This window comes from Glutamicibacter sp. GQ173 (assembly GCF_059759215.1).
On sequence record NZ_JCAXDT010000008.1, the window covers coordinates 177134 to 197851 of the forward strand.

Here is a 20718-nt window from a genome sequence, read left to right on the forward strand (position 1 = left end):
GCCAAGGTGCGGGTCAGCAGCCAGCGATGCTGGACCATTTCAGACTACTGGCGTGCCTTGTTCCCTGCAGACTCAACGACAGATGACGTTTCCCCGTGGCCGAAGGCCTGGCTGTCGCGGTAGGCCGCTGCTTCATAGCGTTCGTGTGCCACCTTACCCCTGTGGGCCAGACGCAATGCTTCGTGCTGCGGGCTGCGGCGAACAACAAGGTAGCCCAAGCCCAGAACCAGGAACCAAACTGGCGTGACCAGCAGGGCGGCAAAGGTATCCGGCTGAGTGGTCAGCGCCCAGAGGATGAATCCGAAGAAGACCAGCACCGCATACGGCATGACCCGTCCGCCGGGAACCTTGAAGCTGGAAGCGTCGTGCAGGTGAGGGCGGCGGGCGCGGAAAACCAAGTAGCTGAGCAGGATGATGGTCCAGACGAACATGAAGCACAAGGCCGACACCGTGGTGACCAGGGTGAAGGCGCCCATGACCGAATCACCGCTGTAGAGCAGGACGACACCGGCCAGCAGGAACATGCAGGAGAACATCAGTGCGTTCTTGGGAACCTTGCGGCGTGAAAGCTTCGCAAAGCCGGCCGGAGCATCGGCTTCCAAGGCCAGCCCGCGCAGCATGCGGGAAGTGGAGTAAATGCCGGAATTAGCGCTGGAGGTTGCACTGGTGAGCACCACGAAGTTGATGATGCCGGCAGCCCCAGCCAGCCCGGCCAGGGCGAACATCCCAACGAAGGGAGAGTTCTCGGAGGAGAACAGCTTCCAAGGCTGGACGGTCATCAAGATGATCAAGGCGCCCACATAGAAGAACAGGATGCGGACCGGGATGGAGTTGATGGCCTTCGGAAGGGTCTTTTCGGGATCCTTGGTTTCGGCGGCAGTTGTGCCCACCAATTCGATGCCCACGAACGCAAATACCGCGATTTGGAATCCGGCTACGAAACCCATGAACCCGGTGGGGAACATTCCGCCGTTGGCCCACAGGTTCGCGATTGATGCGGTGGCACCGTTGTGCTGGAAGCCGGTGATGATCATGACCAGGCCAACGACGATGAGCGCGCCGATGGCGACGATCTTGATCAGCGCGAACCAGAATTCGGTTTCGCCGAAGGCTTTTACTGTGGCCAAATTCAGCACCAGCAGCAGCGCGATGCAGGCCAAGGCAGGAATCCACAGCGGGAGGTCGCCCCACCAGAAAGCAACATAATGGGCGATGGCGACGACGTCCGCAATGCCGGTGACCACCCAGCAGAACCAGTAGGTCCAGCCGGTGAAGAAAGCTGCCCAGGGACCCAGCAGGTCGCCTGCAAAATCGGCAAAAGTCTTGTAGTCCAGGTTGCTCAGCAGCAGCTCGCCCATCGCACGCATGACGAAGAAGAGCATGAAGCCGATGATCATGTAGACAAAGATGACCGACGGGCCGGCGACGGAGATGGTTTTGCCGGAGCCCATGAACAGGCCGGTGCCTATGGCGCCGCCAATGGCGATGAGCTGGATATGCCGGTTGGATAGTCCGCGTTCAAGTGTGGGATCAGAACTGGTGGTACTCATGCTGGTTGCCTTCCAGGAGTGTGGCGTGACACCTAGCAACTTACTTTGCTGGGAACGCCAGACTCGCCCGGCTCCGGGAAGGCAACGTCAGCCCGCTGCGCTGAGAGCAGCTGCTGCCTATGCCGCTGGAGAGAGCCGTCGAATCGGAGGCGCCGAAAGCGTCAGTGTTCGTGGTCCCTCCCCAATCTGTATTTGAACCTGAGAGTTTTCACTTCAACCCGACTACTGGGCGAAGCTTGCTCCTTCGGTGAGCACAGTTCATTCTGTGCTGCTTTCCAGAGTTGCCTTCTCGTGGCGGTACGGGTGCCTGAGAGTTTCCCGGGGAGGAAATTGCTCCTACGGCGCCCGCCCTTGGTGAGGACGAGTCTCTCCCGCCACGCATCAGCGGCATATGTGGTGATTGCCATCACAGTATGCGCAGAACTGTGAATGTGATGCAAGTCGCACGACTGAAAGTTTTATTGTTGCCTCGTGGGCCGTCCCGCAGGAATGGCCGCGAGCCGGCTTGGCGGATATCGCGGGAATTCGGGCCCTTGTCGGAGGCAAGGGGAGGTGTTGCAGGCGGTCTGCCCGAAACTGTTCCCGCACCTGACTTGAACTCTTGTCCCAACCAGCAGGGTGGCCGCCTTCATCAAGAGCGATGAATGGCAAGTATGCACTGGGATGCCAGCGCTCGATTACTTCAGGACTCGAAGTGATCTGGCGCAAATCATGGCGATGCATGGAGGGAATCTGCAGGCTATGGCTTATGGCGAAGACGGAGTCGCAACCCTGGACGAGGTCATGAGCTTGAGTGAAAGCGGATGCTTCGCGACTTTCAAGCAAGTCATGACCTGCGTCGGGGAAGCGCTGCAGGCCGGGCGCTATTTGCCGAAGCGGCGCAGGCGCAGCGAGTTGAGCACCACCAGCACCGAGCTGGCCGCCATGGCACCGCCGGCGATCATCGGGTTCAGCAGCCCAAGGGCTGCGATCGGGATGCCCGCAGTGTTGTAGGCGAAGGCCCAGAACAGGTTCATCTTGATGGTTGACAGCGTCTTGTCCGACAGGTCGATGGCTGCGGTGACCTGGTGCAGGTCGTTGCCCATCAGGGTGATGTCGGCCGCCTCAATAGCCACATCGGTGCCCGAGCCCATGGCGATGCCGAGGTCCGCCTGGGCCAGGGCGGGAGCGTCGTTGACGCCGTCGCCGACCATTGCCACCACGCGTCCTTGCTCCTGCAGCGAGGCAATGGCCTTGGCCTTGTCCGCTGGGAAGACCCCGGCGAACACGTCTGCGGACTTGATTCCCACTCCGGCGGCGACCTTGGCCGCCACCGACTGGTTATCGCCGGTCAGCAGCACCACGCGCAGTCCACGCTGCTGCAGTTCGCTGATCGCTGCGGCGCTCGAATCCTTGACCTTGTCAGCCACGGAGATTACGGCCTGGAACTCGCCGTCCACCGAGACCAGGATCGCCGTGGCGCCCTGGGACTCTGCGTCGGCGAGCATGGTGCGGGCCTGCTGGTCGAGATCGGTGCCCTGGGTGGCGAGCCAGCTGGCGCGTCCGACCACCACCTTGCGGCCCTCGATCACGCCGAGGACTCCGCCGCCGGGATCCGACTCGAAGCCGGTGACCTGGGCCAGCTCGCCCTGGGCCGCTGCGGCCTTGGCGATGGCCTGGGCGATCGGGTGCTCGGAGTGGTGTTCCACGGAGCCCGCCAGCTTCAGCACCTGCGCCGGGTCGACGCCGTCGAGTGCTGCGGTGCCCAGGTGGGTCATCACGCCGGTGGTTACGGTGCCGGTCTTGTCCAGCACGATGGTGTCCAGCTTGCGGGTATCCTCCAGCACCTGCGGACCGCGGATCAGGATGCCCAGCTGGGCGCCGCGTCCGGTGCCCACCAGCAGGCCGATCGGGGTAGCCAGGCCGAGGGCGCAAGGGCAGGCGATGACCAGCACGGCGACCGCGGCGGTGAAGGCGGCGTAGATGTCACCGGTGACCAGCCACCAGGCCAGGAAGGTGAGAACCGCGATGCCCAGAACAATCGGGACGAAGACCGCCGAGATCCTGTCAGCCAGGCGGGCGATCGGCGCCTTGCCGGACTGCGCCTCGGAGACCAGCCTGCCCATCTGGGCCAGGGTGGTGTCGGAGCCGACGCGGGTGGCGCGGATGAGCAGCCGGCCTGAGGTGTTCAGCGTGGCACCGGTAACTTCGTCGCCTTCTGCGGCCTTTTGCGGGACGGATTCACCGGTGATCAGCGAGGTGTCGATGGCACTGGAACCGTCGACTACGACACCGTCGGTGGCGATTTTCTCGCCCGGGCGCACCACAAACTGCTCGCCGACCTGCAATTGAGTGGCCGGAATCTTTACTTCTTGACCATCACGCAGAACGACCGCGTCTTTCGCGCCCAAGCTCAACAGGGACTTCAAGGCATCAGAGGCGGAAGACTTGGCGCGATGTTCCAGGTAGCGCCCTAGCAGCAGCAGCGTGGCCACGACGCCTGCTGTTTCGAAGTACAGTGCGTGCTCGCTCATCGCCATGCCGATGTGCGCCGTCATCTGCGGGTCGAGGATCAGCTGGATGGCGGAGAACAGGTAGGCGGCCAGCACGCCGAGTGACACCAGGGTGTCCATGGTGGAAGCGAAATGCCGGGCGTTGATTGCCGCGGCCTTATGGAAAGGCCACGCGCCATAGAAGACCACCGGAGTGGCCAGGGCAAAGGCCACCCATCCCCACTGCGGGAACTGCGCCGCCGGCACCATGGAGATGATGAACAGCGGGAGGGTGAAGATCGCTGAGATGACCAGGCGGCGTAGCAGGTGGCTGGGGACCAGGTGGTCGTGGCCTTCGTGCGAGCCGTGCTCATCAGCGTGCGGCATGGATTTTTGTTGATCTTCGTGGCCGCCGTGATGTTCATGGCTTGTGTGCGCCGCCGGGTGGACCGGGGCTTTCACCTTGGCCGAGTAGCCAGCGGCCTGGACTGTCTGGACCAGCTGTTCGTTGGTGACATCTTGCGGAACTTGGACCTTGGCGGTCTCCAGGGGGAGGTTGACCGAGGCGGTCACCCCGGGCAGCTTGCCGAGTTTGCGTTCCACCCGGTTCACGCATGAGGCGCAGGTCATGCCCTGGATATCGAGGTCTACGGTGCGTACTTCGGGCAGCGCGTGCTCTGGCGCATGGGAAGACATTGTGTACCTTGCACTTTCCTGCCACTTCAAGGTGGCTTGGTGCCTGGCTTGTAGGGCTAGGCGTTGATTGCTTCGACGGTGTAGCCGGCGTCGTCGATCGCTTCGCGGAGGCTCGCTTCGTTGAGCTTGCCGGTAGCGGTGACGGTGGCGGTGGAGATGCCATTGGCGTTGAGGAGGACATCGACGTCCTGGACGCCGTCCAGCTCCTTGAGTTCTTCGGTGACCGAAGCAACGCAGTGGCCGCAGGTCATTCCGGAGATCTTGATTTCGGTCTGGGTAGCCAAAGGAGTGGCCTGCTCACGCGTGGTGATCTGCAGGCCCTGGGAGCTGTCGGAGGTGTTCTCTGAGGAGCATCCGCAATTGCAGTTGTGGCTCATGATCTTGCTCTCTTTCGATGAATTCTGTGTGAATCGGAAATAGGTGCGTGAGGGCAACTAGCGCACCAGGCGGGAAATCGCGGCCGTGGCCTCGGCGATCTTTTCCTGCACGATGCTGGGGTCGCCGCTCTGGATCGAGGACTTCGCGGCATCAACAACGCAATGGCCGATGTGGTCATCGATGAGTTGGACGCTGACCTTGTGCAATGCCGCGTTGATGGCGGAAATCTGGGTCAGGATGTCAATGCAGTATTTGTCTTCATCGACCATCTTGGCGACCCCGCGAACTTGGCCTTCGATGCGCTTCAGGCGGCGTTCCAGCGCGGACTTATCCGCGTGATAACCGTGATGCTGCGTCTGGGCATCCGGGTTCTGGTTGGTTTCCATACTTCGATAATACCCCTATGGGGTATAAAGTCAAGTACCCCCTAGGGGTATTCGGCCTCCCCACTTAAGCAGAAGAAGCACGATAGGATTTCACCCGTGAGCCACAACGACCTGCACGTGCGTCCGATTTCCAGCGCCGAACACTCAGCCTTCCTTGAAACTGCCCACGACGTCAGCTTCCTGCAGCGTCCCGAGTGGGCCCGGGTCAAGGGTGGATGGCGAGGCGAATCCCTCGGCTTCTTCGACCAGGACGAACTGGTAGGCGCCGCATTGGTGCTGCACCGGGCTGCCCCCGTAATCAACAAGACCCTGGCCTATGTTCCCGACGGTCCGGTCATCGATTTCCAGGCCCACAGGGCGGAAAACGTCATCCGCCCGCTGGCCGCCTACCTCAAAAACCGTGGCTCCTTCCAGCTGAAGATGGGACCAGGCCGGGAAGTGCGCACCTGGGCCGCGGCCGCCGTGCGCAAGAACCTGGGCAAAGAAGGCTTCACCCAGCTGGCCGACCTGGAACTGAAGAGCAGCTCAGCCCAAGCACTGGCGCTGAATGACGCCCTATTGGACCTCGGGTTCACCAAAGAAGACGTCGGACTGGACTTCGGCGCAGGCCAGCCGGAATATGTGGCCCGTGTTGCCCTGCAGGATGAAGAAGGCAAGCAGCTGGACGTGGAACAGGTCATGGCCAGCTACTCGGCCACCACGCGCAACGAAACCCGCAAGGCTCTGAAGAGCACCTTGGAAATCGAGGTGGGCGACACCTCGGACATGGCCCGCTTCCATGCCCTGTACAACCACACCGCGGACCGCCAAGAATTCACCGGCCGCCCACTGGGCTACTTCGAAACCATGCACCGTGTGCTCAATGAAGCTGTGCCAGGATCCTGCACCCTGTACATCGCCAGCAACGAAGGAGTGGACCTCGCAGCGTCCATCGTGATCCGCTCATCCAACCTTGCCTGGTACCTCTACGGAGCCTCGTCCTCGGAACAGCGCAAGATCTTCGCGCCGAAGGCCATCATGAACCGCATGGTGGAAGATTCCATCGCCGCGGGCTGCCGCTACCTGGACCAGGGCGGCGTGAGCGCCACCTTGGACAAGGAGCACCACCTCTCGGGTCTGACCAAGTTCAAGACCAATACCGGTTGCGACATCGTGCAGACCAACGGCGAATGGGACCTTGCGCTGAACAAGCCATTGGCGTGGGCCTTCGAAAAGTACATGAACTGGCGCAAGAAGTAGGGAAATCAGCACCGTGGCAATTGACCCAACCCAGCCGTTTGTCCCCGTCATCCTCGGTGGCGACATCGGCACCTACACCCTGGCCCGCGAGTTCTACGAGGCCTATGGCGTTCGCTCCGTCGTGCTTCCAGCTGCAGGCAACGGAGTCATCGAGCATTCGGTGGCCGTTGAATTGCGCCCCATCGGTTCGATGGCAGATGAGTCGCGAGTGGTCGCGGCGCTGACCGACTTGGCCACCGAGCTGGTCGCCGATTCGGCCCGCCCGCTGATGCTCTTCGGTTCCCTGGACTTCCACATCATGCTGATCGCCAAGCACCGGGCACAGCTCGACGCGCACTTCGTGATTCCCTATCCCGAATTGGAGACTATCGAAGCGGCCGCGCTGAAGGAAAACTTCTACGCGCTCGCCGAAAAGCTGGACATCGCCCACCCGCGCACCGCCGTTTACCACCCGGGCACCAATCTGGAAGCCTTGGCCGAGGACTTCACCTACCCGGTGATCGGCAAGCCTTCAAGCTCGGCGGATTGGATCGCCGCGAAGTTCGAGGGCAAGCAGAAGATCCACACGATCAACAGCCGGGCTGAGCTGGAAGCATTGCTGTCCAAGATCGACGGCAGCGGCTACACCTCCGGCTACGTCCTGCAGGAATACGTTCCAGGAGGCGATGACGCCATGCGGTTGTGCACCTATTTCGCCACCCAGGAAGGCAAAGTCATCTTTGCCGGATATGGCGAAGTGGTCATCGAGGAGCATGCGCCGCTGGTGCTGGGCAACTCGGCCGCCATCGTCACTGGACAGAACGACCAGATGGCCGCCGACGGTGCCCGCATGCTCGAAGAGTTGGGGTGGCGTGGCATCGCGATGATCGATGCGAAATACGACCGCCGTGACGGCAAGATCAAGTTTTTCGAGATCAACCCCCGACTGGGCCGCAATCACTTCTACCTCACCGCCGCTGGCGTGAACCCGGCGCGTTTCTACGTCACCGAGTTCCTCGGCGCCGACTTCGACAACTCGGATCCGCACACCGATGCCGTCGTGGAAACCGCCGCTGGGGTGCTGCAGCTGCACCGCGAGCAGCTGTTCACTGTTTTGCCGCACCACTTGCTCCGCCGATTCCTCGATAGCGGGACTGGCAGGAAAGCGGCCGTGCTGCTCAAGGCAGGCAAGGTGTCCAACCCGTTGAAGTTCTCGGCGGAGAAGAACCCGCGCCGCAAGCTTTACCTGGTCTTGAATGCGGTCAACCACTACCGCAAGTACAAGAAGTTCCCTCCGCGCGCACAGTAACGCCTGCGCTTAGGGACGCCCTCCAGATGGCTGCTGGCCGACAGCACCTGGCACTGGCCAGCCGTCCAGGGCTTGAAGCCATGGGCTTTGGGCGACTTCGCCTCCGTCGAGAATGTCGAGGCTAGTGGCAGACCCCTGAACTTCGGGGACAAGCTCGGCGGACTCGAATCCCGCAGTTGCGGCTATGTCCAGCGAGGTAGTCGCATCTGGATCATTTGCGGTGGACATGGCTTTCCACTTCAGCGCAGAGAGGATGCTTTCGCCTGCGGGAATAACCACACGCTGGGATTGAATGCTTGCCATCGGCACCAGGGCGACATCCCGTTGTGCCTCGCCCTGGGAATTGCGGAATCTAACCTGCGGGTACCCTTCGACGGCGCACGGAGCCGTTGAGGTGTTTTTGGCGTAGAGAGCCATGTACCTCGAGCCCAACGCAGCATCAGGAGAGCCAAGGGCCAGCTCCAAATCGTCCTGGGCGCAGGCTGGGGCAGCGGGGTTCTCGGGCCAAGCTGCCACATTTTCAGGCAGCGGCGCCGGACGCGCAATGAGCGATTCGGGCAGCTTCCCGCCGACCCAGCCCTCAATGACATCGGCGTAGCCGGCAGTGCTCAAGGTGAATGCCACTGGTTGTTCCAGTGGAGCATGCTTGGCGAGCCATTCTTTGACCCGGCCAGTGTCTTCCGAGTCTGCCTCAGCGGTGGTGTGCACCGACAGACCGCTGGAATCAAATACTGTGCTTTCAACGGCATCCAGTGCCGCTGCTTCCACGGCCAGATCAAACTCGGCGAGATCCAATCGCTGATCAGAGCTATAGATCAGCGAAGAGTCTTCCAGCCGCAGGGAGACCGGTTCGTCATGCTCGGCCGCATAGCCGCCCAGGACCTTCAACCCTGGGACATCCTTGGCTACCGCAGATCCCTGGCCCACGCTGTGGGCACCGAGCTGGCGCAGGGAGAACGCTTGGATTATTTGCTCTTTGACGTTCTCGCTGTCCGACACGTCCAGCGGGTACAGCACCAGATCAGGGACGTCCGAATCCTGTGGTTCTCCGGCAACAAAACGAACGGAACTGTGTACCTTGGATTGCTGTCCGGTAAATGCCTGTATTAGGGATGAAGCCCAGAGCGCGATATCGCCTGCCTGCTCAGGCGCCAGATGCTCATCGAGATTCACCGTCCACGACGCTTGCGAGGAGTTTCCGTCCTTGGCATCAACTGAGGTGATTTCATGGTCGACGCTGGTCGAGTCGATCCCTTCCTTCTGATCCAATTCCGCGGCGAGTGCGCAGTACTCTTTGGGGGCATCGCATGATTTGGACGCGTCCCAGGGCTTCCAGATCAGCACGATGACCACTGCAAGGATGAGAGCCGTGATGATCGCTCCAAGGCGCAGTGGTTTCATTTAGCTACCGTACCAACACGACCACTCGATCGGAGGAGCCAGCGGGTAGAGTTTCAACCACACGTACTTTGAAAGCGAGACCCCATGAGTTTGAAAGATCGCCTGCGCGAAGACAGCATCGTCCACCTGAAGGCAGGCAACGAGCTGGAGAAAACTACTCTGCGCAATATCCTCAGTGCTATTGGCACCAAGGAGAAGTCGGGCAAAAACCCTAGCGAACTCAACGACCAGGATGTCGAGAACCTGTTGCGCAAGGAAGTGGGCAACCGCGAGGAAACTGCGCAGCTGGCAGCCAAGGATGGCCGAACTGATCTTGCAGAGCGCGAGCTGGCAGAGGCTGCGTTCATTTCTACCTACCTGCCAAAGATGCTTGATGAGGCAGAAGCCCAGAGCATCGTGGACAAGGTGATGGCTGAACTGGCAGCGGATCATGAGCTCACCATGAAGGATATGGGGCAGGCGATGAAGCTGGTTGGAGCTGAAATTGCCGGCCGATTCGACGGCAAGGCCGTCTCGCAGATGGTTCGCGCCAAGCTTGGCTAAATATTGGCGGTTTCCAGTACTGAGGGTCGTTCTTCGGAGCGGCCCTTTGCTGTATCTTCAGCAGTCCAAGATTTCCACTTGGATCGTCTAATTCGGAATCTGAGGCAAAATTCCGAGTAAGAATTTCTAACTGGCAACTGCTCCGGCGGCCCCATTGGACTCAACGTCTTTTCCAAAAACCAGGTCTGCACGGCTGCCGGCGACCCGTCCAGCCAAGGCAGCGTTCAAGCTGCCGGTGGCAGCACGATTTCGGCTGCGCCGCAGAGAGGGATATTTGCTACTGACAAAGTCATCCACCTGTTCCTTGCGGCTCACCAATACCAGTTCGGTACCGCTGCCGCTGTGCCGGCTTTCTTCCTGGTAAAGCCCGCTGATGCGTTCGGCCACCTGGAGGTAAAAACTGCGCTGGAACTCGCGGCGCTCAATGACCTTCTCGGAATCGGTCCGATCCCAGGCCACATGCTTTCCTTCTTCGCTCCACCAATGGCTCATCGCCAGGCTTGCCTGGATCACCAATGATGAGAAGAGATTCTTGACGGTACTCACATCGGACTCGTGGCCAATGACGTACAGGCGGCAGAAGTTCGAGTAGTTCGTTTGCAGTAGGGTTACGGTTCTGAAGGCGTGGCCTACCGAAGACAGTCCATCGCGTTGGCCCAGCCGGTAGGTGCCGCGCATATCGAAGTGCTCTTCAACGATCGGTTCCTTCTTCTTGCCAGGGCCTATCGGCTGCGCATCCAGTTCAGCGCGTCCAATGCCATAGCGGACCATGAGCCGCTCGGCGTGCTCCTGGAAAGTTTGGGCCTCTGCCGGGAAGTTGGTGTTCTCCGCCTTGTTCAGCAGCAGCGCGATCCGTTCCTTCAGACGCTGAAGCTTCTGTTCAGAGGTGCTCATGACATCTTCTTTCCGGGCAGTGCGATGGGTAGCGAATCGGCTTGTGCTGGTTCACGGCACCAGTGTTGCAGGTCATCGGGAATGCTGCTTGGCTGGGTGTGGGTAACTGTTTGGGAACGACTCTAGCCGGTGATGTGATCCGCGCGTAGAGTGAAGGCACCAAGCAGGTCCAGCATGCCCCGGGTCCTTGATTCGAGGCTGGTTTAGGAGAGGTTCTGATGGGTGATTTTCGGACATACACCATGGAAGAGCGGGCCACTTACCTTGCTCCTTCATGCGAGCGTTGCGGACAGCATCGTCACGTTGTGTGGGAAAAAGTCGAAGGTACGGAAACCTACAAGCCGCGTGATGCCGGATGCTCCAATGAAGCCTGCACCGCGTAGGCAATAACCAGTACAACCCATCGCTCAGGTATTTACTTCAGCCGGATTCCCAGAGCAGCAGAGATGCGCTCGGAGGCTGTGGCGAGTACCTGGGCGATATGGTTTTCATCCAATTCCAGCGGTGGATAGATCACCGCAACGGCCGCCGGCTTATCCTGTGGCAACAGCAAGGGGACCGCGATGGAGTGCAGTCCCGGGATGACCTCGTCGTGGCTGGATTCGAAGTCCTTGGCCGGGTATTGCACCGGATTGATTTGCGAGCGGATGACCCGTCCAGGTGCTCCGTTATCAATGGGATGGCGCGTGCCGGGGCGCTGGGCCACCGTTGCATCGGCCATTCGGGGCTCGGCCGTGCTCAACGTGACCGCGGCTTCGCCGTCAAAGACCACCAGCAGGGCAGTCATCCGAAGCTCGTCTGACACCGCTGCCAGATGCGGGGCAGCTGCCGACTGCAGGGACTTGGCGACATTGCGTGCCAAGGCGCCTAGGCGTGCACCCAGTTCCAAATCTCCGGAAGGCATGCGCTCGACAAAGCCATACTGTTCGAAGGTCTTGACCAGGCGGTAGGCCATGGAGCGGTGAATTCCGAGTTGCGCGGCCAGTTCGGCAACACTTAGCGGTGCAGCGGATTCGCCAATGAGGGTCAGAGCTTCGAGCCCGCGGCCCAAGGTCTGGGACCCGCCTTCGGTGGATTTGGTCATTGCTTCATCATTTCATCCCACCTGCCGTTAGCTCGGCAAGGTACTGCTTCAAGTGATCTATTTCTAGCTCACAGCCTAGCCCAATGCCTCGATGCGGATTCGCAGGGCTAACGGGGTGATAGGCAACGGAAGGCAGGCTGCGCGGTGCAGCCTGCCTTCCGTTGTCAGTGCCCCTGCGAGGGGCGCTCCTGGAACTAGCGGATGGGTGGATCAGCCGGCAGCAGGTGCTCGCCGGTTCGATCCGTGGCCAACGCCAGCGAAGAAATGTACTGGAGTTCTCCATTCGGGCCGGGCACCGCGGAGGCCAGCATGTCCGGGCGCTCGAAGCGCAGGCCGGTGACGCAGCAGGTGTACAGCTCGTCGCTCGGGTTGCCTTCGGCGTCCAGCAGCGGGCTGTCGATGCCGTCATCGCTGCGGCGCAGATAGTAGCGGCCCTTGGTGGCGATGGCCAGCAGCGGTGGCATCAAGAGTGCCAGGCCCACGGCCACCAGCGGGCTGAATGGCTGGATCTGCGGGCCGAGCAGCCCGAAGAACACTGCGATCGAGGCGATGGCAGAGACGAGCATCGAGATGAAGCCCACCGGGTTGACCGCATAGAGCATGCCGCGGCGGAATTCTGGCACCTTGTGGGAGAGCTTCAGCAGGTACTTGTTGATCGCGATGTCGCTGGCCACCGTGACCACCCAGGCCATGGCGCAGTTCGCGTAGAAGCCCAGCACGGTATTGAGGAAGTCGAACATGTTCGCTTCCATCAGTATCAGGGCGATGCCGAGGTTGACCAGCACGAACACCATGCGTCCGGGATAGGTTTTGGTCACGCGGGTAAAGGAGTTGGTCCAGGCCAGCGAGCCGGAGTAGGCGTTGGTGACGTTGATCTTGATCTGGGAGATGACCACCAGGACCACGGCCAGGCTCATGGCCAGCCACGCCGGCATCATTTCGCGGTAGACGCCGAGGAACTGGTGCACCGGTTCGTTGGCGGTGGCCGAAGCCTGCGGATCCAGCGTGGCAATCAGGTAGACGGCGATGAACATGCCGGTGATCTGCTTGATGGCACCGAAGATGACCCAGCCCGGGCCGCCAAGAATCACTGCGGCCCACCAGCTGCGCGCGTTGGCGGCGGTCTTGGGAGGCATGAAACGCAGGTAGTCGATCTGTTCGGCGATCTGCGCCATCAGCGAGAGGCAGACACCGGCCGCCAGCATGGCCGAAGCGAAGTTCACGCCTTCGCCGGTGCCCTGTTCGCCGGCGTAGTTCACGAAGGTCTCCACGGATTCCGGGTGGGTGGCAACGAGATACACCATGGGCACAACCATCAGGACCAGCCAGAGCGGTGTGGTCCAGACCTGCAGCTTGGCCAGGGTTTTCATCCCGTAGATGACCAGCGGGATGACCATGACAGTAGAGATTGCATATCCCAGCGGCTTAGGGATTCCTAGGCCCAGTTCCAGGCCCTGCGCCATGATGGCACCTTCCAGGGCGAAGAAAATGAAGGTGAAGGTGGCAAAAATGACGTTGGTGACGATGGAACCGTAGTAGCCGAATCCCGAGCCGCGGGTGATCAGATCCAGATCGAGGTTGTAGCGGGCTGCATAGTAGGCCAGCGGGAATCCGGTGACGAAGATGATCAGTGCCGCGATGAGTACACCGGTAATGGCGCTCGCCGTGCCGTGGGCCAACGCGATATTAGCGCCGATGGAGAAGTCCGCCAGATAGGCGATCCCGCCCAGAGCGCTGGTGGCCACCACTGATGGCACCCAGCGCCGGTAGGAGCGCGGGGCGAAGCGCAGGGTGTAGTCCTCCAGGGACTCCTTGGCGGCGTTTAGCTGCCCTTGATTCGTGCCGGCGGAAACGCGTTCCGGTGCCTGCTGTTGTTCATTCGTCGCTGTCATGTGCATCAGCCTAGTGAGCGCATGTTTCGCTGGGCTCGGCCGTTCTGTGTCCAGCAGGTAAACAGGATCTCACCACGTGAACCCCTGGTTACATGGGCATCGAAATGGCCCTGTGAAGATGATTTCAGATCCTTGGACGCACCTGTTTTCCCAATTCAGTTCACCTATCATTTGTGGCATCGCAGAAAAATGCCGCTGGCCATGGTGTGCGAGGGGCAAGTAAAGCTACACTTGTTTCTATAGTTAGAACATTGTCGCAAATATAGAGACAATGAAGTTTTTGCGGCACGGACCTAGGAGTCACACCATGCAGATTCACCACCGGGGATACGTCTCGGGAGATCCACGCGTCAAGGAAGCCGCCGGCTACGGGATCAACCGGGCAACTGAAATTCCCGACGAAATGGATGTATTGATTGTCGGCACCGGGCCGGCTGCCTCTGTGGTGACCGCGCAGCTCTCCCGTTTCCCCAGCATCAACGTGCGTGCCATCGAAATGCGCCCGGGCCGGCTGGACGTCGGCCAGGCCGATGGCATCCAGGCCCGCTCGGTGGAAACCTTTCAGGCCTTCGGCTTTGCCAATGAGGTCATCGAAGAGGCGTACCGCAATGTCGAGATGTGCTTCTGGACGCCGGATCCCGAAAACCCGCAGAACATCAAGCGCCACTCGCGCGCCGCCGACGATGCCACCGGGATGAGCGAATTCCCGCACATCTACGTGAACCAGTCGCGCATCTTGGACTACTTCCTGCGCGACGCGGAACGAGCCCCGGGCAAGGTCACTCCGGACTACGGGGTGGAATACCTCGGCTGCGAGATCGACCCCGGCGCCGAATACCCGGTTACCGCGCACATCAAGTACGTGGCCGGCGAACGCGCTGGCGAAGAACGCACCGTGAAGGCCAAGTACTTGGTCGGCGGAGACGGTGCCCGCAGCCAGGTGCGCCGCTCGCTGGGGCACAAGCTGCACGGCGACGCGGCCCTGCATGCCTGGGGCGTCATGGATGTCATGGTCAATACCGACTTCCCGGACATCCAGGTCAAGTGCTCCATCCAGTCCCACGAGGCGGGCAATATCCTTTTGATCCCGCGCGAAGGCGGCTACCTGGTCCGCTTCTACGTGGACCTGGGAGAATTGACCGCGGAAGATGCCGGGGCCATCCGCAACACCCCGGTGGAAGAGATCGTGGCCACCGCCAACCGCATCATCCACCCGTACACCATGGATGTGAAGAACGTTGCCTGGTTCTCGGTCTACGAAGTCGCCCACCGCATCACCGATGGCTTCGACGATGTGGAAGACCACGAGCGCGGCACCCGCTGCGCCCGGGCCTTCATCATGGGCGACGCCTGCCACACCCACTCGGCCAAGGCGGGCCAGGGCATGAACGTATCCATCCAGGACGGCTTCAACCTCGGCTGGAAGCTGGCCGCCGTGCTCGAAGGCCGCGCCCCGGACGCGCTGCTGGATACCTACGCCGAGGAGCGCAAGGTCATCGCCCAGAACCTCATCGACTTCGACAAGGAATGGTCCACCCTGATGGCCAAGTCCGTGGATGACTGGGAAGACCCGGACGAACTGGAGAAGTACTACACCAAGACCCAGGAATTCCCTGCCGGCTTCATGACCCAGTACACCGAATCGGCCATCACCACCGGGCTGGAGCATCAGGATCTGGCACCCGGCTTCCCGGTGGGCAAGCGCTTCAAATCAGCTGAAGTGATCCGCCGCTCCGACAACCGTTGGCGCCATCTGGGCCACTTCCATGAGGCCGACGGACGCTGGCGGGTCTACGCCTTCGCCGATGCTGCGGCTCCTGCCTTGGAAGGCACCGCCATGGCCGGCTTCGCTGCGTGGTGGGAGAAGGATTCAGCTTCCCCGCGCAACCTCTACACTCCGGTTGATGGAGATCAGGACGCGGTCTTTGATACCAAGGCCATCTACCAGCAGGACTACACCGACGTCGAACTGCATGACGTGCCGAAGATCTTCCAGCCGCTGAAGGTCCCCTATGGACTGCACGATATCAACCAGGTTTTCGCTGCAGGCCACGGACGCGATATCTTCCGTGACCGCGAGATCAGCAAGGACGGTGCCATCGTAGTTGTCCGCCCGGACCAGTATGTTGCTGGCATCTTCCCGCTGGATGCCCGTGAGGAAATCAGCGAGTTCTTTGCCGGGAACATGCTGCCGGTGGGCAACGGCGGGAACTGCTAAGGGGCAGGGGCAGTCCCAGCCCCGTACGACCAGCAACTCGTCCTGTCGTACGGGGCTGATACTCTCTGGGGCATGAACGCGTTCTTTGATTCCTTGCCGGTGCGCCGCATCGCCGAGCATCCCAAAGCGCCCATGGACCGCACCGATTGGGCGGCCCAGATCCCGGCAGTGCGCCAGGTCCTTGACGAAGGACTGGAACTGGGGCAGCTGACAGTGCTGGTCGGTGAAAACGGGGCCGGCAAATCAACGCTGGTTGAAGGCATCGCCGCCGCTTTCGGGCTGAATCCCGAAGGCGGAACCCGCAACTCCATGCACCAATCCCAAATGACCGAATCCGGGTTGTCCTCGCACCTGCAGCTGGAACGAGGCGCCGGAGCCTCCAAGGCAGGAGTCTTCCTACGGGCCGAAACCATGCACGGACTCTTCGCTTATCTGGGGTCCATTGGGTCGCGCGGCAAGCACAATTTCCAAAGCCATGGCGAATCCTTCATCGAGTTTTTCACTGAACGCTCCAGCGTCAACGGCCTGTGGGTTTTCGATGAAGCCGAATCCGCGCTTTCCTTCAACGGCTGCCTGATGCTGCTTTCGCACATTTCTGATCTGTTGCGCAGCGGATCCCAAGTCATCATTTCCACCCATTCGCCTATTCTTGCCTCGCTGCCGCAAGCAAGAATTTATGAAATCGGCCAGTGGGGAATTCGCCCGGCAAATTATGATGAATTGGAAATGGTCAGCAACTGGCGCTTGTTCCTCGAAGCGCCAGGACGCTACCTGCGGCACTTCGACGCCTGAGTTCATCGAAGCAACCCCCAGTTATTGAGGCCGGCGCTCTTCCCCTAAGCTTTTAAGCAAAGGACGATGAAGGGACGCACCATGGCACAGAAGCGCTCAATTTGGGCTCGAATTTTCGGTATCGGCAAGGCCAACGCCAACGCGGCACTGGACGCCCTCGAGGATCCAAAGAAGATGCTGGACCAGACGGTCCGCGACTACACCACCAATATTGCCCAGGCTGAGCAGGCTGTTGCCCAGACCATCGGCAATCTGCGCATGGCCGAGGACGACCTGGCCAAGCTGCGCCAGGAAGCCACCGAATGGGGCACCAAGGCCGTGGCCGCCTCGAACAAGGCCGATGAATACGCGGCTGCCGGGGACGCTGCCAACCAGCAGAAATTCAACCAGCTGGCCACCGTCGCCATCCAGCGCCAGATGTCGGCGGAAAAGAAAACTGCCTCGTTGCAGTCCACCGTCACCAGCCAGCGCGAAGTGGTCGAGAAGCTCAAGACCGGCTTGAACTCCATGCAGTCCAAGCGCCAAGAGCTGGTGGCCAAGCGTGACGAGCTGGTGGCTCGTGCTCGCAACGCCAAGACCCAGACCCAGATGATGGATACCATGAAGGCCTTGGACTTCAGGGATCCATCCAGCGAGATCAGCCGTTTTGAGCAGAAGATCCGCCAGGACGAGGCCAAGGTCCGCGGCGCCCAGGAACTGGCCGCCTCATCGCTGGATGCGCAGTTCGCACAGCTCGAGGATCTGGGCGCAGCCACCGAGGTTGATGCCCGCCTGGCCGCGCTGAAGGCCAGCAGCAATCCCGGAGACGTCATCGAGCAGGCACCAGCCGGCCCAGAGCTGGAAGCCGCGGCCCCGGATCTGTCCGAAGTCGAGGCACGTCTGGCCGCGCTGAAGAACAAGCAGGCCTAGCCGCCACAACAGACAGCAACAGCGCGAGCCGCCAAGGATCAAGAATCCATGGCGGCTCGCGCTGTTGTGCTGGGAGAAGGCTAGTGCTCCCACAGGCCGGGGCCCGAATCCTGCGGGTAGAAGGTAGCATGGCCCGCCGAGACATCTACCGAGATCTTATTCGGCGAATCCATATCCGTGGCCAGCAAATTGCTCACGTCGCCGGCCTCGACATTCTGGCGCAGATCGTAGGTGCCATCGGGTAGCTCCAGCTCCAGGGCTCCGGCGCTCACCTTCGCGGTGATGTTCTGCGGCGCCTTACCCGAGAGGGTCCCGCTCAAATGCCCGGCGGAAATATCGAACTCGGCCTGGTTGACATCTTCCAGGGACACGTCGGCCCGGCCAGCGCCCAAATGGACCTTGGCCGTCTGTGCGGTGCCGGACATATCCAGCTGGCCGGCGCCCACCTCGATATCCAGGTTCTTGTAGGAGCCCACAGCGTTGAAGTCCCCGGCGGCCAGTTCGAAGGACGCGTCCAGGCTGCCGTCATTCATCGACTCCGGCAGGGTCAGCACAGCGGTATTCTCGTAGGAGCCGCAACCGAAGAAGCACCAGTTATCCCAGGAATCCGGCGAATCCACCACGAGCTTATTGCCTTCGCGCTTCAGCTCCCAGGCCCGGGAATTGGAGCTATCCACCTCCAGCGTGGCCTCATCGACCTTCGCGAATCGCAGATCAAAGCTGCCCGAGCCGGCCGTGATCTGCAGGCCGCCCACCCCTTCCATGCTGGCGTTCTGGGTGGTGCTATCCCGGTTGAGCGCAGCGAAGGCGCTGCGCGCGGAACTGATCAGCAGGGTCAGGATCACCAGGCCGCCGATCACGGCCAGGGTGATATTCAGCGCCGTGCCGTTGGCCCGCGGATTGCCCTGGGGCGTGGGATGAACCGGTGGCATCCCAGTCGTTTGCGTGTCGGTCATGATCCGTTCCTATCTGTGCTGTTGCTGCCCAGGTTTTGTATATATGCCAGGGCTGCCAGCACACGCCGGTTGCCCGTTCCATCGGCTTCGAGGCCGAGCTTCTGGAAGATGGAGGTGATGTATTTTTCGACGCTGGCTTCCGAAAGGAAAAGCATGGCGGCGATCGCCTGATTGGATTTTCCTTCGGCCACCGCGGCCAACACGCTGCGTTCCCGATCGGTCAGCCGCTGCATCCGGTCATCGTGGTTGCGCCGGGTCAAAAGCTGCGCCACGACTTCCTGATCCAGGATGGTTCGGCCGGCAGCGATCTGTTCCAACGAGGCGATGAACTCGTTGACGTCGGCGACCCGGTCCTTGAGCAGGTAGCCGATGGATCCGGATTGGGTGGAGATCAATTCCGAGGCGTAGCGTTCCTCCACATATTGGGAGAGCACCAGCAGCGGCAGATCCGGGTACCTGGTCCGCACCTGCAAGGCAGCGCGGATCCCTTCATCGGTGTAGCTCGGCGGCAATCGCACATCCAGGATGGCGATCTGCGGGAAGTCCTCTCCAGCCGCCGCGTCCAGGAAGTCCATCAGTCCGGTGGCGTCGGGAAGGTCGGCGACCACGCGGTGCCCGCTGTGATCCAGCAATCGCACCAGCCCTTCGCGAAGCAGGACCGAGTCCTCGCAAATCAGTACACGCATGGCACGCTCACTTCCAGTGTTGTTGGTCCGCCGGCCGGGCTGTCGAGCTGCAGGGTTCCACCGGCAGCCACCACCCGGTTGTTGATGCCATCCAGCCCGCCGCCGGGGGTGATGCGGGCTGAGCCCACGCCATTGTCTTCAATCCGGGCCCACAAATGCTCTTGCCCGTCATGCTCGCGCACCCGCACGGTGACCTGGCAGCGCTGGGCCCGCGAATGCTTGGCCGCGTTGGTCAGCGCTTCGGCGATGGCGAAGTACATGGCAGCCTCGGCCACCCGGGGGTAGCGCCCTTCAAGTTGCACATCAAGCTGGACCGGGATGTGGGAGCGCCCGGCCACCGCGGACAGCGCCGCATCCAGGCCGCGGTCATCGAGCACCGAGGCGTAGATGCCGCGGGCGAGCTGGCGCAGCTCGGTGATGGCCGACTTGGTGGAGGCGTGGGCCTCGGCCACCAATTCCTTGGCCTGCTGCGGGTTGCTGTCGATCTGCTGATGGGCCAGGCCCAAGGTCATCGCCACCGAAACCAGCCGGGGCTGGACGCCGTCGTGCAGGTCGCGTTCGATCCGGGTGCGTTCCACCTCGGCGGCGCGTACCGCTCCCTCGCGCTGGACCGTGGTGCTGCGCACCTTCTCGGTCAGCTGGGTTTCGCGGGCCAAGGACCCGATGATGCCCACCGTGACGCTGCGGTGCAGGAAGGCGGTACCGATCACGATGCCGGCGCCCGCGATCGCCAGCAGCATCAGCCATGGTGCCTGGGCGGCCGGGGTATGCAGGGAGAAGGGGCCCGCGACCGTGTCCACATCGGTCAGCGGGGCGAAGGAGATGATGGCCAAGTGCACGGTCCATTGCAGCACCCCGAGCATGATCGTGCCGATGATGCAGGAGAGCACCAGGCTGCCCAACGAAGCCCACATGCGACCATCGGCCAAGGCCCGGCCCAGGGTTTTCAGGTAGTGGCCGAAGCCCGGTCCGCGACGGGCCGGCCAATTCAGCGGCACCGCGTCGATGCCGTAGAGCCCGCTGATGCGCACGATTTCGGTGCGGGCCACCGCGAATAATGTGTAGAGCAGGCCCACCAGGAGGAGCAGGCCGATGCCCAGCAGAGGTGTCAGCCCGATGCCCATGGCCAGCCAGGCGATCAGCAGCGAGAGCCCGATGGTGCCGAAGCTGCCGAGCACGGCCAAATGCAGCAGCGTGAAGCCTAATTTCAGTGGTGGGCGCCCGGTTCTGGCGCCCGGTGGAGACCAAGGTGTCGAAGTCATAGTTCAACAGTAGATTGCGCGTTGTGGCGCGGGTACCGAGGGAACCGGAGAAGTTCGGTAGGGAAAACCCGAA

18 protein-coding genes and 2 riboswitches are annotated in these 20718 nt (G+C 61.5%); of the genes, 7 read left to right on the top strand and 11 right to left on the bottom strand.

All coding sequences use genetic code 11. From position 1 onward, the window contains the following. Nucleotides 1–44: 44 nt before the first annotated feature. From cycA to AC6CHO_RS13870, 4 genes are all read right to left on the bottom strand, one after another. Entirely contained in the window at nt 45–1550 is a 1506-nt protein-coding gene (gene cycA / locus AC6CHO_RS13855) for a D-serine/D-alanine/glycine transporter (protein WP_498215754.1), read from the bottom strand. A 176-nt stretch (nt 1551–1726) separates the two neighbouring features. After that, nucleotides 1727–1834: riboswitch (glycine riboswitch) on the bottom strand. Between the two features lies 1 nt (nt 1835). Beyond that, nucleotides 1836–1934, bottom strand: a riboswitch (glycine riboswitch). A gap of 479 nt (nt 1935–2413) precedes the next feature. Continuing rightward, the gene (locus AC6CHO_RS13860; RefSeq protein WP_498215756.1) at nt 2414–4717 is read right to left on the bottom strand and encodes a heavy metal translocating P-type ATPase; all 2304 of its coding nucleotides are present in this window, start codon (nt 4715–4717) and stop codon (nt 2414–2416) included. A gap of 56 nt (nt 4718–4773) precedes the next feature. Then, nucleotides 4774–5094: a heavy-metal-associated domain-containing protein gene (locus AC6CHO_RS13865; protein ID WP_498215758.1), complete on the bottom strand. Its 321-nt coding sequence runs from the start codon at nt 5092–5094 to the stop codon at nt 4774–4776. 57 nt (nt 5095–5151) lie between these two features. Continuing rightward, entirely contained in the window at nt 5152–5481 is a 330-nt protein-coding gene (locus tag AC6CHO_RS13870) for a metal-sensitive transcriptional regulator (protein ID WP_498215760.1), read from the bottom strand. 96 nt (nt 5482–5577) lie between these two features. Here AC6CHO_RS13870 and AC6CHO_RS13875 point away from each other — a divergent pair, with 96 nt between their 5' ends. Continuing rightward, the gene (locus AC6CHO_RS13875; RefSeq protein WP_498215762.1) at nt 5578–6720 is read left to right on the top strand and encodes a lipid II:glycine glycyltransferase FemX; all 1143 of its coding nucleotides are present in this window, start codon (nt 5578–5580) and stop codon (nt 6718–6720) included. Between the two features lie 13 nt (nt 6721–6733). Then, nucleotides 6734–8008, top strand: coding sequence for a carboxylate--amine ligase (locus AC6CHO_RS13880; RefSeq protein ID WP_498215763.1), 1275 nt, complete (start codon nt 6734–6736; stop codon nt 8006–8008). 9 nt (nt 8009–8017) lie between these two features. Here the strand turns inward: AC6CHO_RS13880 and AC6CHO_RS13885 are convergent, their stop codons facing one another. After that, entirely contained in the window at nt 8018–9409 is a 1392-nt protein-coding gene (locus tag AC6CHO_RS13885) for a DUF4232 domain-containing protein (protein WP_498215765.1), read from the bottom strand. Nucleotides 9410–9493: 84 nt separating this feature from the next. On the opposite strand from AC6CHO_RS13885, the gene AC6CHO_RS13890 reads away from it, so the two are divergent. After that, on the top strand, nt 9494–9952 hold the full coding sequence (locus AC6CHO_RS13890) for a GatB/YqeY domain-containing protein (protein WP_498215767.1): 459 nt from the start codon (nt 9494–9496) through the stop codon (nt 9950–9952). 126 nt (nt 9953–10078) lie between these two features. Here AC6CHO_RS13890 and AC6CHO_RS13895 read toward each other — a convergent pair whose 3' ends face one another. Then, a complete protein-coding gene (locus AC6CHO_RS13895; RefSeq protein WP_498215768.1) occupies nt 10079–10846 on the bottom strand; it encodes a DUF2786 domain-containing protein in 768 nt (255 codons plus the stop codon). 218 nt (nt 10847–11064) lie between these two features. On the opposite strand from AC6CHO_RS13895, the gene AC6CHO_RS13900 reads away from it, so the two are divergent. Next, nucleotides 11065–11229 carry a hypothetical protein gene (locus tag AC6CHO_RS13900; RefSeq protein ID WP_172511628.1) on the top strand — a complete coding sequence of 55 codons (165 nt, stop codon included), beginning with the start codon at nt 11065–11067 and terminating at the stop codon, nt 11227–11229. 32 nt (nt 11230–11261) lie between these two features. On the opposite strand, the gene AC6CHO_RS13905 is transcribed toward AC6CHO_RS13900, so the two are convergent. Next, complete coding sequence (locus AC6CHO_RS13905) at nt 11262–11930, bottom strand: IclR family transcriptional regulator (protein ID WP_498215770.1); 669 nt, start codon at nt 11928–11930, stop codon at nt 11262–11264. A 194-nt stretch (nt 11931–12124) separates the two neighbouring features. After that, complete coding sequence (locus AC6CHO_RS13910; protein WP_498215771.1) at nt 12125–13822, bottom strand: purine-cytosine permease family protein; 1698 nt, start codon at nt 13820–13822, stop codon at nt 12125–12127. Between the two features lie 307 nt (nt 13823–14129). Between AC6CHO_RS13910 and AC6CHO_RS13915 the strand changes: the two genes are divergently transcribed. The 3 genes from AC6CHO_RS13915 to AC6CHO_RS13925 all read left to right on the top strand — a co-directional run bounded on the left by AC6CHO_RS13915 (nt 14130) and on the right by AC6CHO_RS13925 (nt 17741). Then, nucleotides 14130–16040 carry an FAD-dependent monooxygenase gene (locus AC6CHO_RS13915; RefSeq protein WP_498215773.1) on the top strand — a complete coding sequence of 637 codons (1911 nt, stop codon included), beginning with the start codon at nt 14130–14132 and terminating at the stop codon, nt 16038–16040. A gap of 72 nt (nt 16041–16112) precedes the next feature. Further along, nucleotides 16113–16832 (top strand): AAA family ATPase, encoded by a 720-nt coding sequence (locus tag AC6CHO_RS13920; RefSeq protein WP_498215775.1) that lies wholly within the window; start codon nt 16113–16115, stop codon nt 16830–16832. Nucleotides 16833–16913: 81 nt separating this feature from the next. Next, nucleotides 16914–17741 (top strand): PspA/IM30 family protein, encoded by an 828-nt coding sequence (locus AC6CHO_RS13925; RefSeq protein WP_498215777.1) that lies wholly within the window; start codon nt 16914–16916, stop codon nt 17739–17741. A gap of 80 nt (nt 17742–17821) precedes the next feature. Here AC6CHO_RS13925 and AC6CHO_RS13930 read toward each other — a convergent pair whose 3' ends face one another. The 3 genes from AC6CHO_RS13930 to AC6CHO_RS13940 are packed head-to-tail and all read right to left on the bottom strand — an operon-like array spanning nt 17822 to nt 20645. Beyond that, nucleotides 17822–18697 carry a DUF4097 family beta strand repeat-containing protein gene (locus AC6CHO_RS13930; RefSeq protein WP_498215778.1) on the bottom strand — a complete coding sequence of 292 codons (876 nt, stop codon included), beginning with the start codon at nt 18695–18697 and terminating at the stop codon, nt 17822–17824. Next, nucleotides 18694–19383, bottom strand: a complete 690-nt coding sequence (locus AC6CHO_RS13935) for a LuxR C-terminal-related transcriptional regulator (protein WP_498215779.1) — start codon at nt 19381–19383, stop codon at nt 18694–18696. The genes AC6CHO_RS13930 and AC6CHO_RS13935 overlap by 4 nt, the downstream gene beginning before the upstream one ends. Beyond that, on the bottom strand, nt 19371–20645 hold the full coding sequence (locus AC6CHO_RS13940; RefSeq protein WP_498215780.1) for a sensor histidine kinase: 1275 nt from the start codon (nt 20643–20645) through the stop codon (nt 19371–19373). Before AC6CHO_RS13940 ends, AC6CHO_RS13935 begins: the two co-directional genes overlap by 13 nt. Nucleotides 20646–20718 lie beyond the last annotated feature (73 nt).

Bases quoted from the DNA above. Each gene is read 5' to 3' on its own strand.
- AC6CHO_RS13895 (WP_498215768.1), bottom strand. From the start codon at position 10,846: ATGAGCACCTCTGAACAGAAGCTTCAGCGTCTGAAGGAACGGATCGCG.
- cycA (WP_498215754.1), bottom strand. From the start codon at position 1,550: ATGAGTACCACCAGTTCTGATCCCACACTTGAACGCGGACTATCCAAC.
- AC6CHO_RS13865 (WP_498215758.1), bottom strand. From the start codon at position 5,094: ATGAGCCACAACTGCAATTGCGGATGCTCCTCAGAGAACACCTCCGAC.
- AC6CHO_RS13910 (WP_498215771.1), bottom strand. From the start codon at position 13,822: ATGACAGCGACGAATGAACAACAGCAGGCACCGGAACGCGTTTCCGCC.
- AC6CHO_RS13915 (WP_498215773.1), top strand. From the start codon at position 14,130: ATGCAGATTCACCACCGGGGATACGTCTCGGGAGATCCACGCGTCAAG.
- AC6CHO_RS13905 (WP_498215770.1), bottom strand. From the start codon at position 11,930: ATGACCAAATCCACCGAAGGCGGGTCCCAGACCTTGGGCCGCGGGCTC.
- AC6CHO_RS13890 (WP_498215767.1), top strand. From the start codon at position 9,494: ATGAGTTTGAAAGATCGCCTGCGCGAAGACAGCATCGTCCACCTGAAG.
- AC6CHO_RS13885 (WP_498215765.1), bottom strand. From the start codon at position 9,409: ATGAAACCACTGCGCCTTGGAGCGATCATCACGGCTCTCATCCTTGCA.
- AC6CHO_RS13930 (WP_498215778.1), bottom strand. From the start codon at position 18,697: ATGACCGACACGCAAACGACTGGGATGCCACCGGTTCATCCCACGCCC.
- AC6CHO_RS13900 (WP_172511628.1), top strand. From the start codon at position 11,065: ATGGGTGATTTTCGGACATACACCATGGAAGAGCGGGCCACTTACCTT.
- AC6CHO_RS13920 (WP_498215775.1), top strand. From the start codon at position 16,113: ATGAACGCGTTCTTTGATTCCTTGCCGGTGCGCCGCATCGCCGAGCAT.
- AC6CHO_RS13860 (WP_498215756.1), bottom strand. From the start codon at position 4,717: ATGTCTTCCCATGCGCCAGAGCACGCGCTGCCCGAAGTACGCACCGTA.
- AC6CHO_RS13940 (WP_498215780.1), bottom strand. From the start codon at position 20,645: ATGACTTCGACACCTTGGTCTCCACCGGGCGCCAGAACCGGGCGCCCA.
- AC6CHO_RS13935 (WP_498215779.1), bottom strand. From the start codon at position 19,383: ATGCGTGTACTGATTTGCGAGGACTCGGTCCTGCTTCGCGAAGGGCTG.
- AC6CHO_RS13925 (WP_498215777.1), top strand. From the start codon at position 16,914: ATGGCACAGAAGCGCTCAATTTGGGCTCGAATTTTCGGTATCGGCAAG.
- AC6CHO_RS13870 (WP_498215760.1), bottom strand. From the start codon at position 5,481: ATGGAAACCAACCAGAACCCGGATGCCCAGACGCAGCATCACGGTTAT.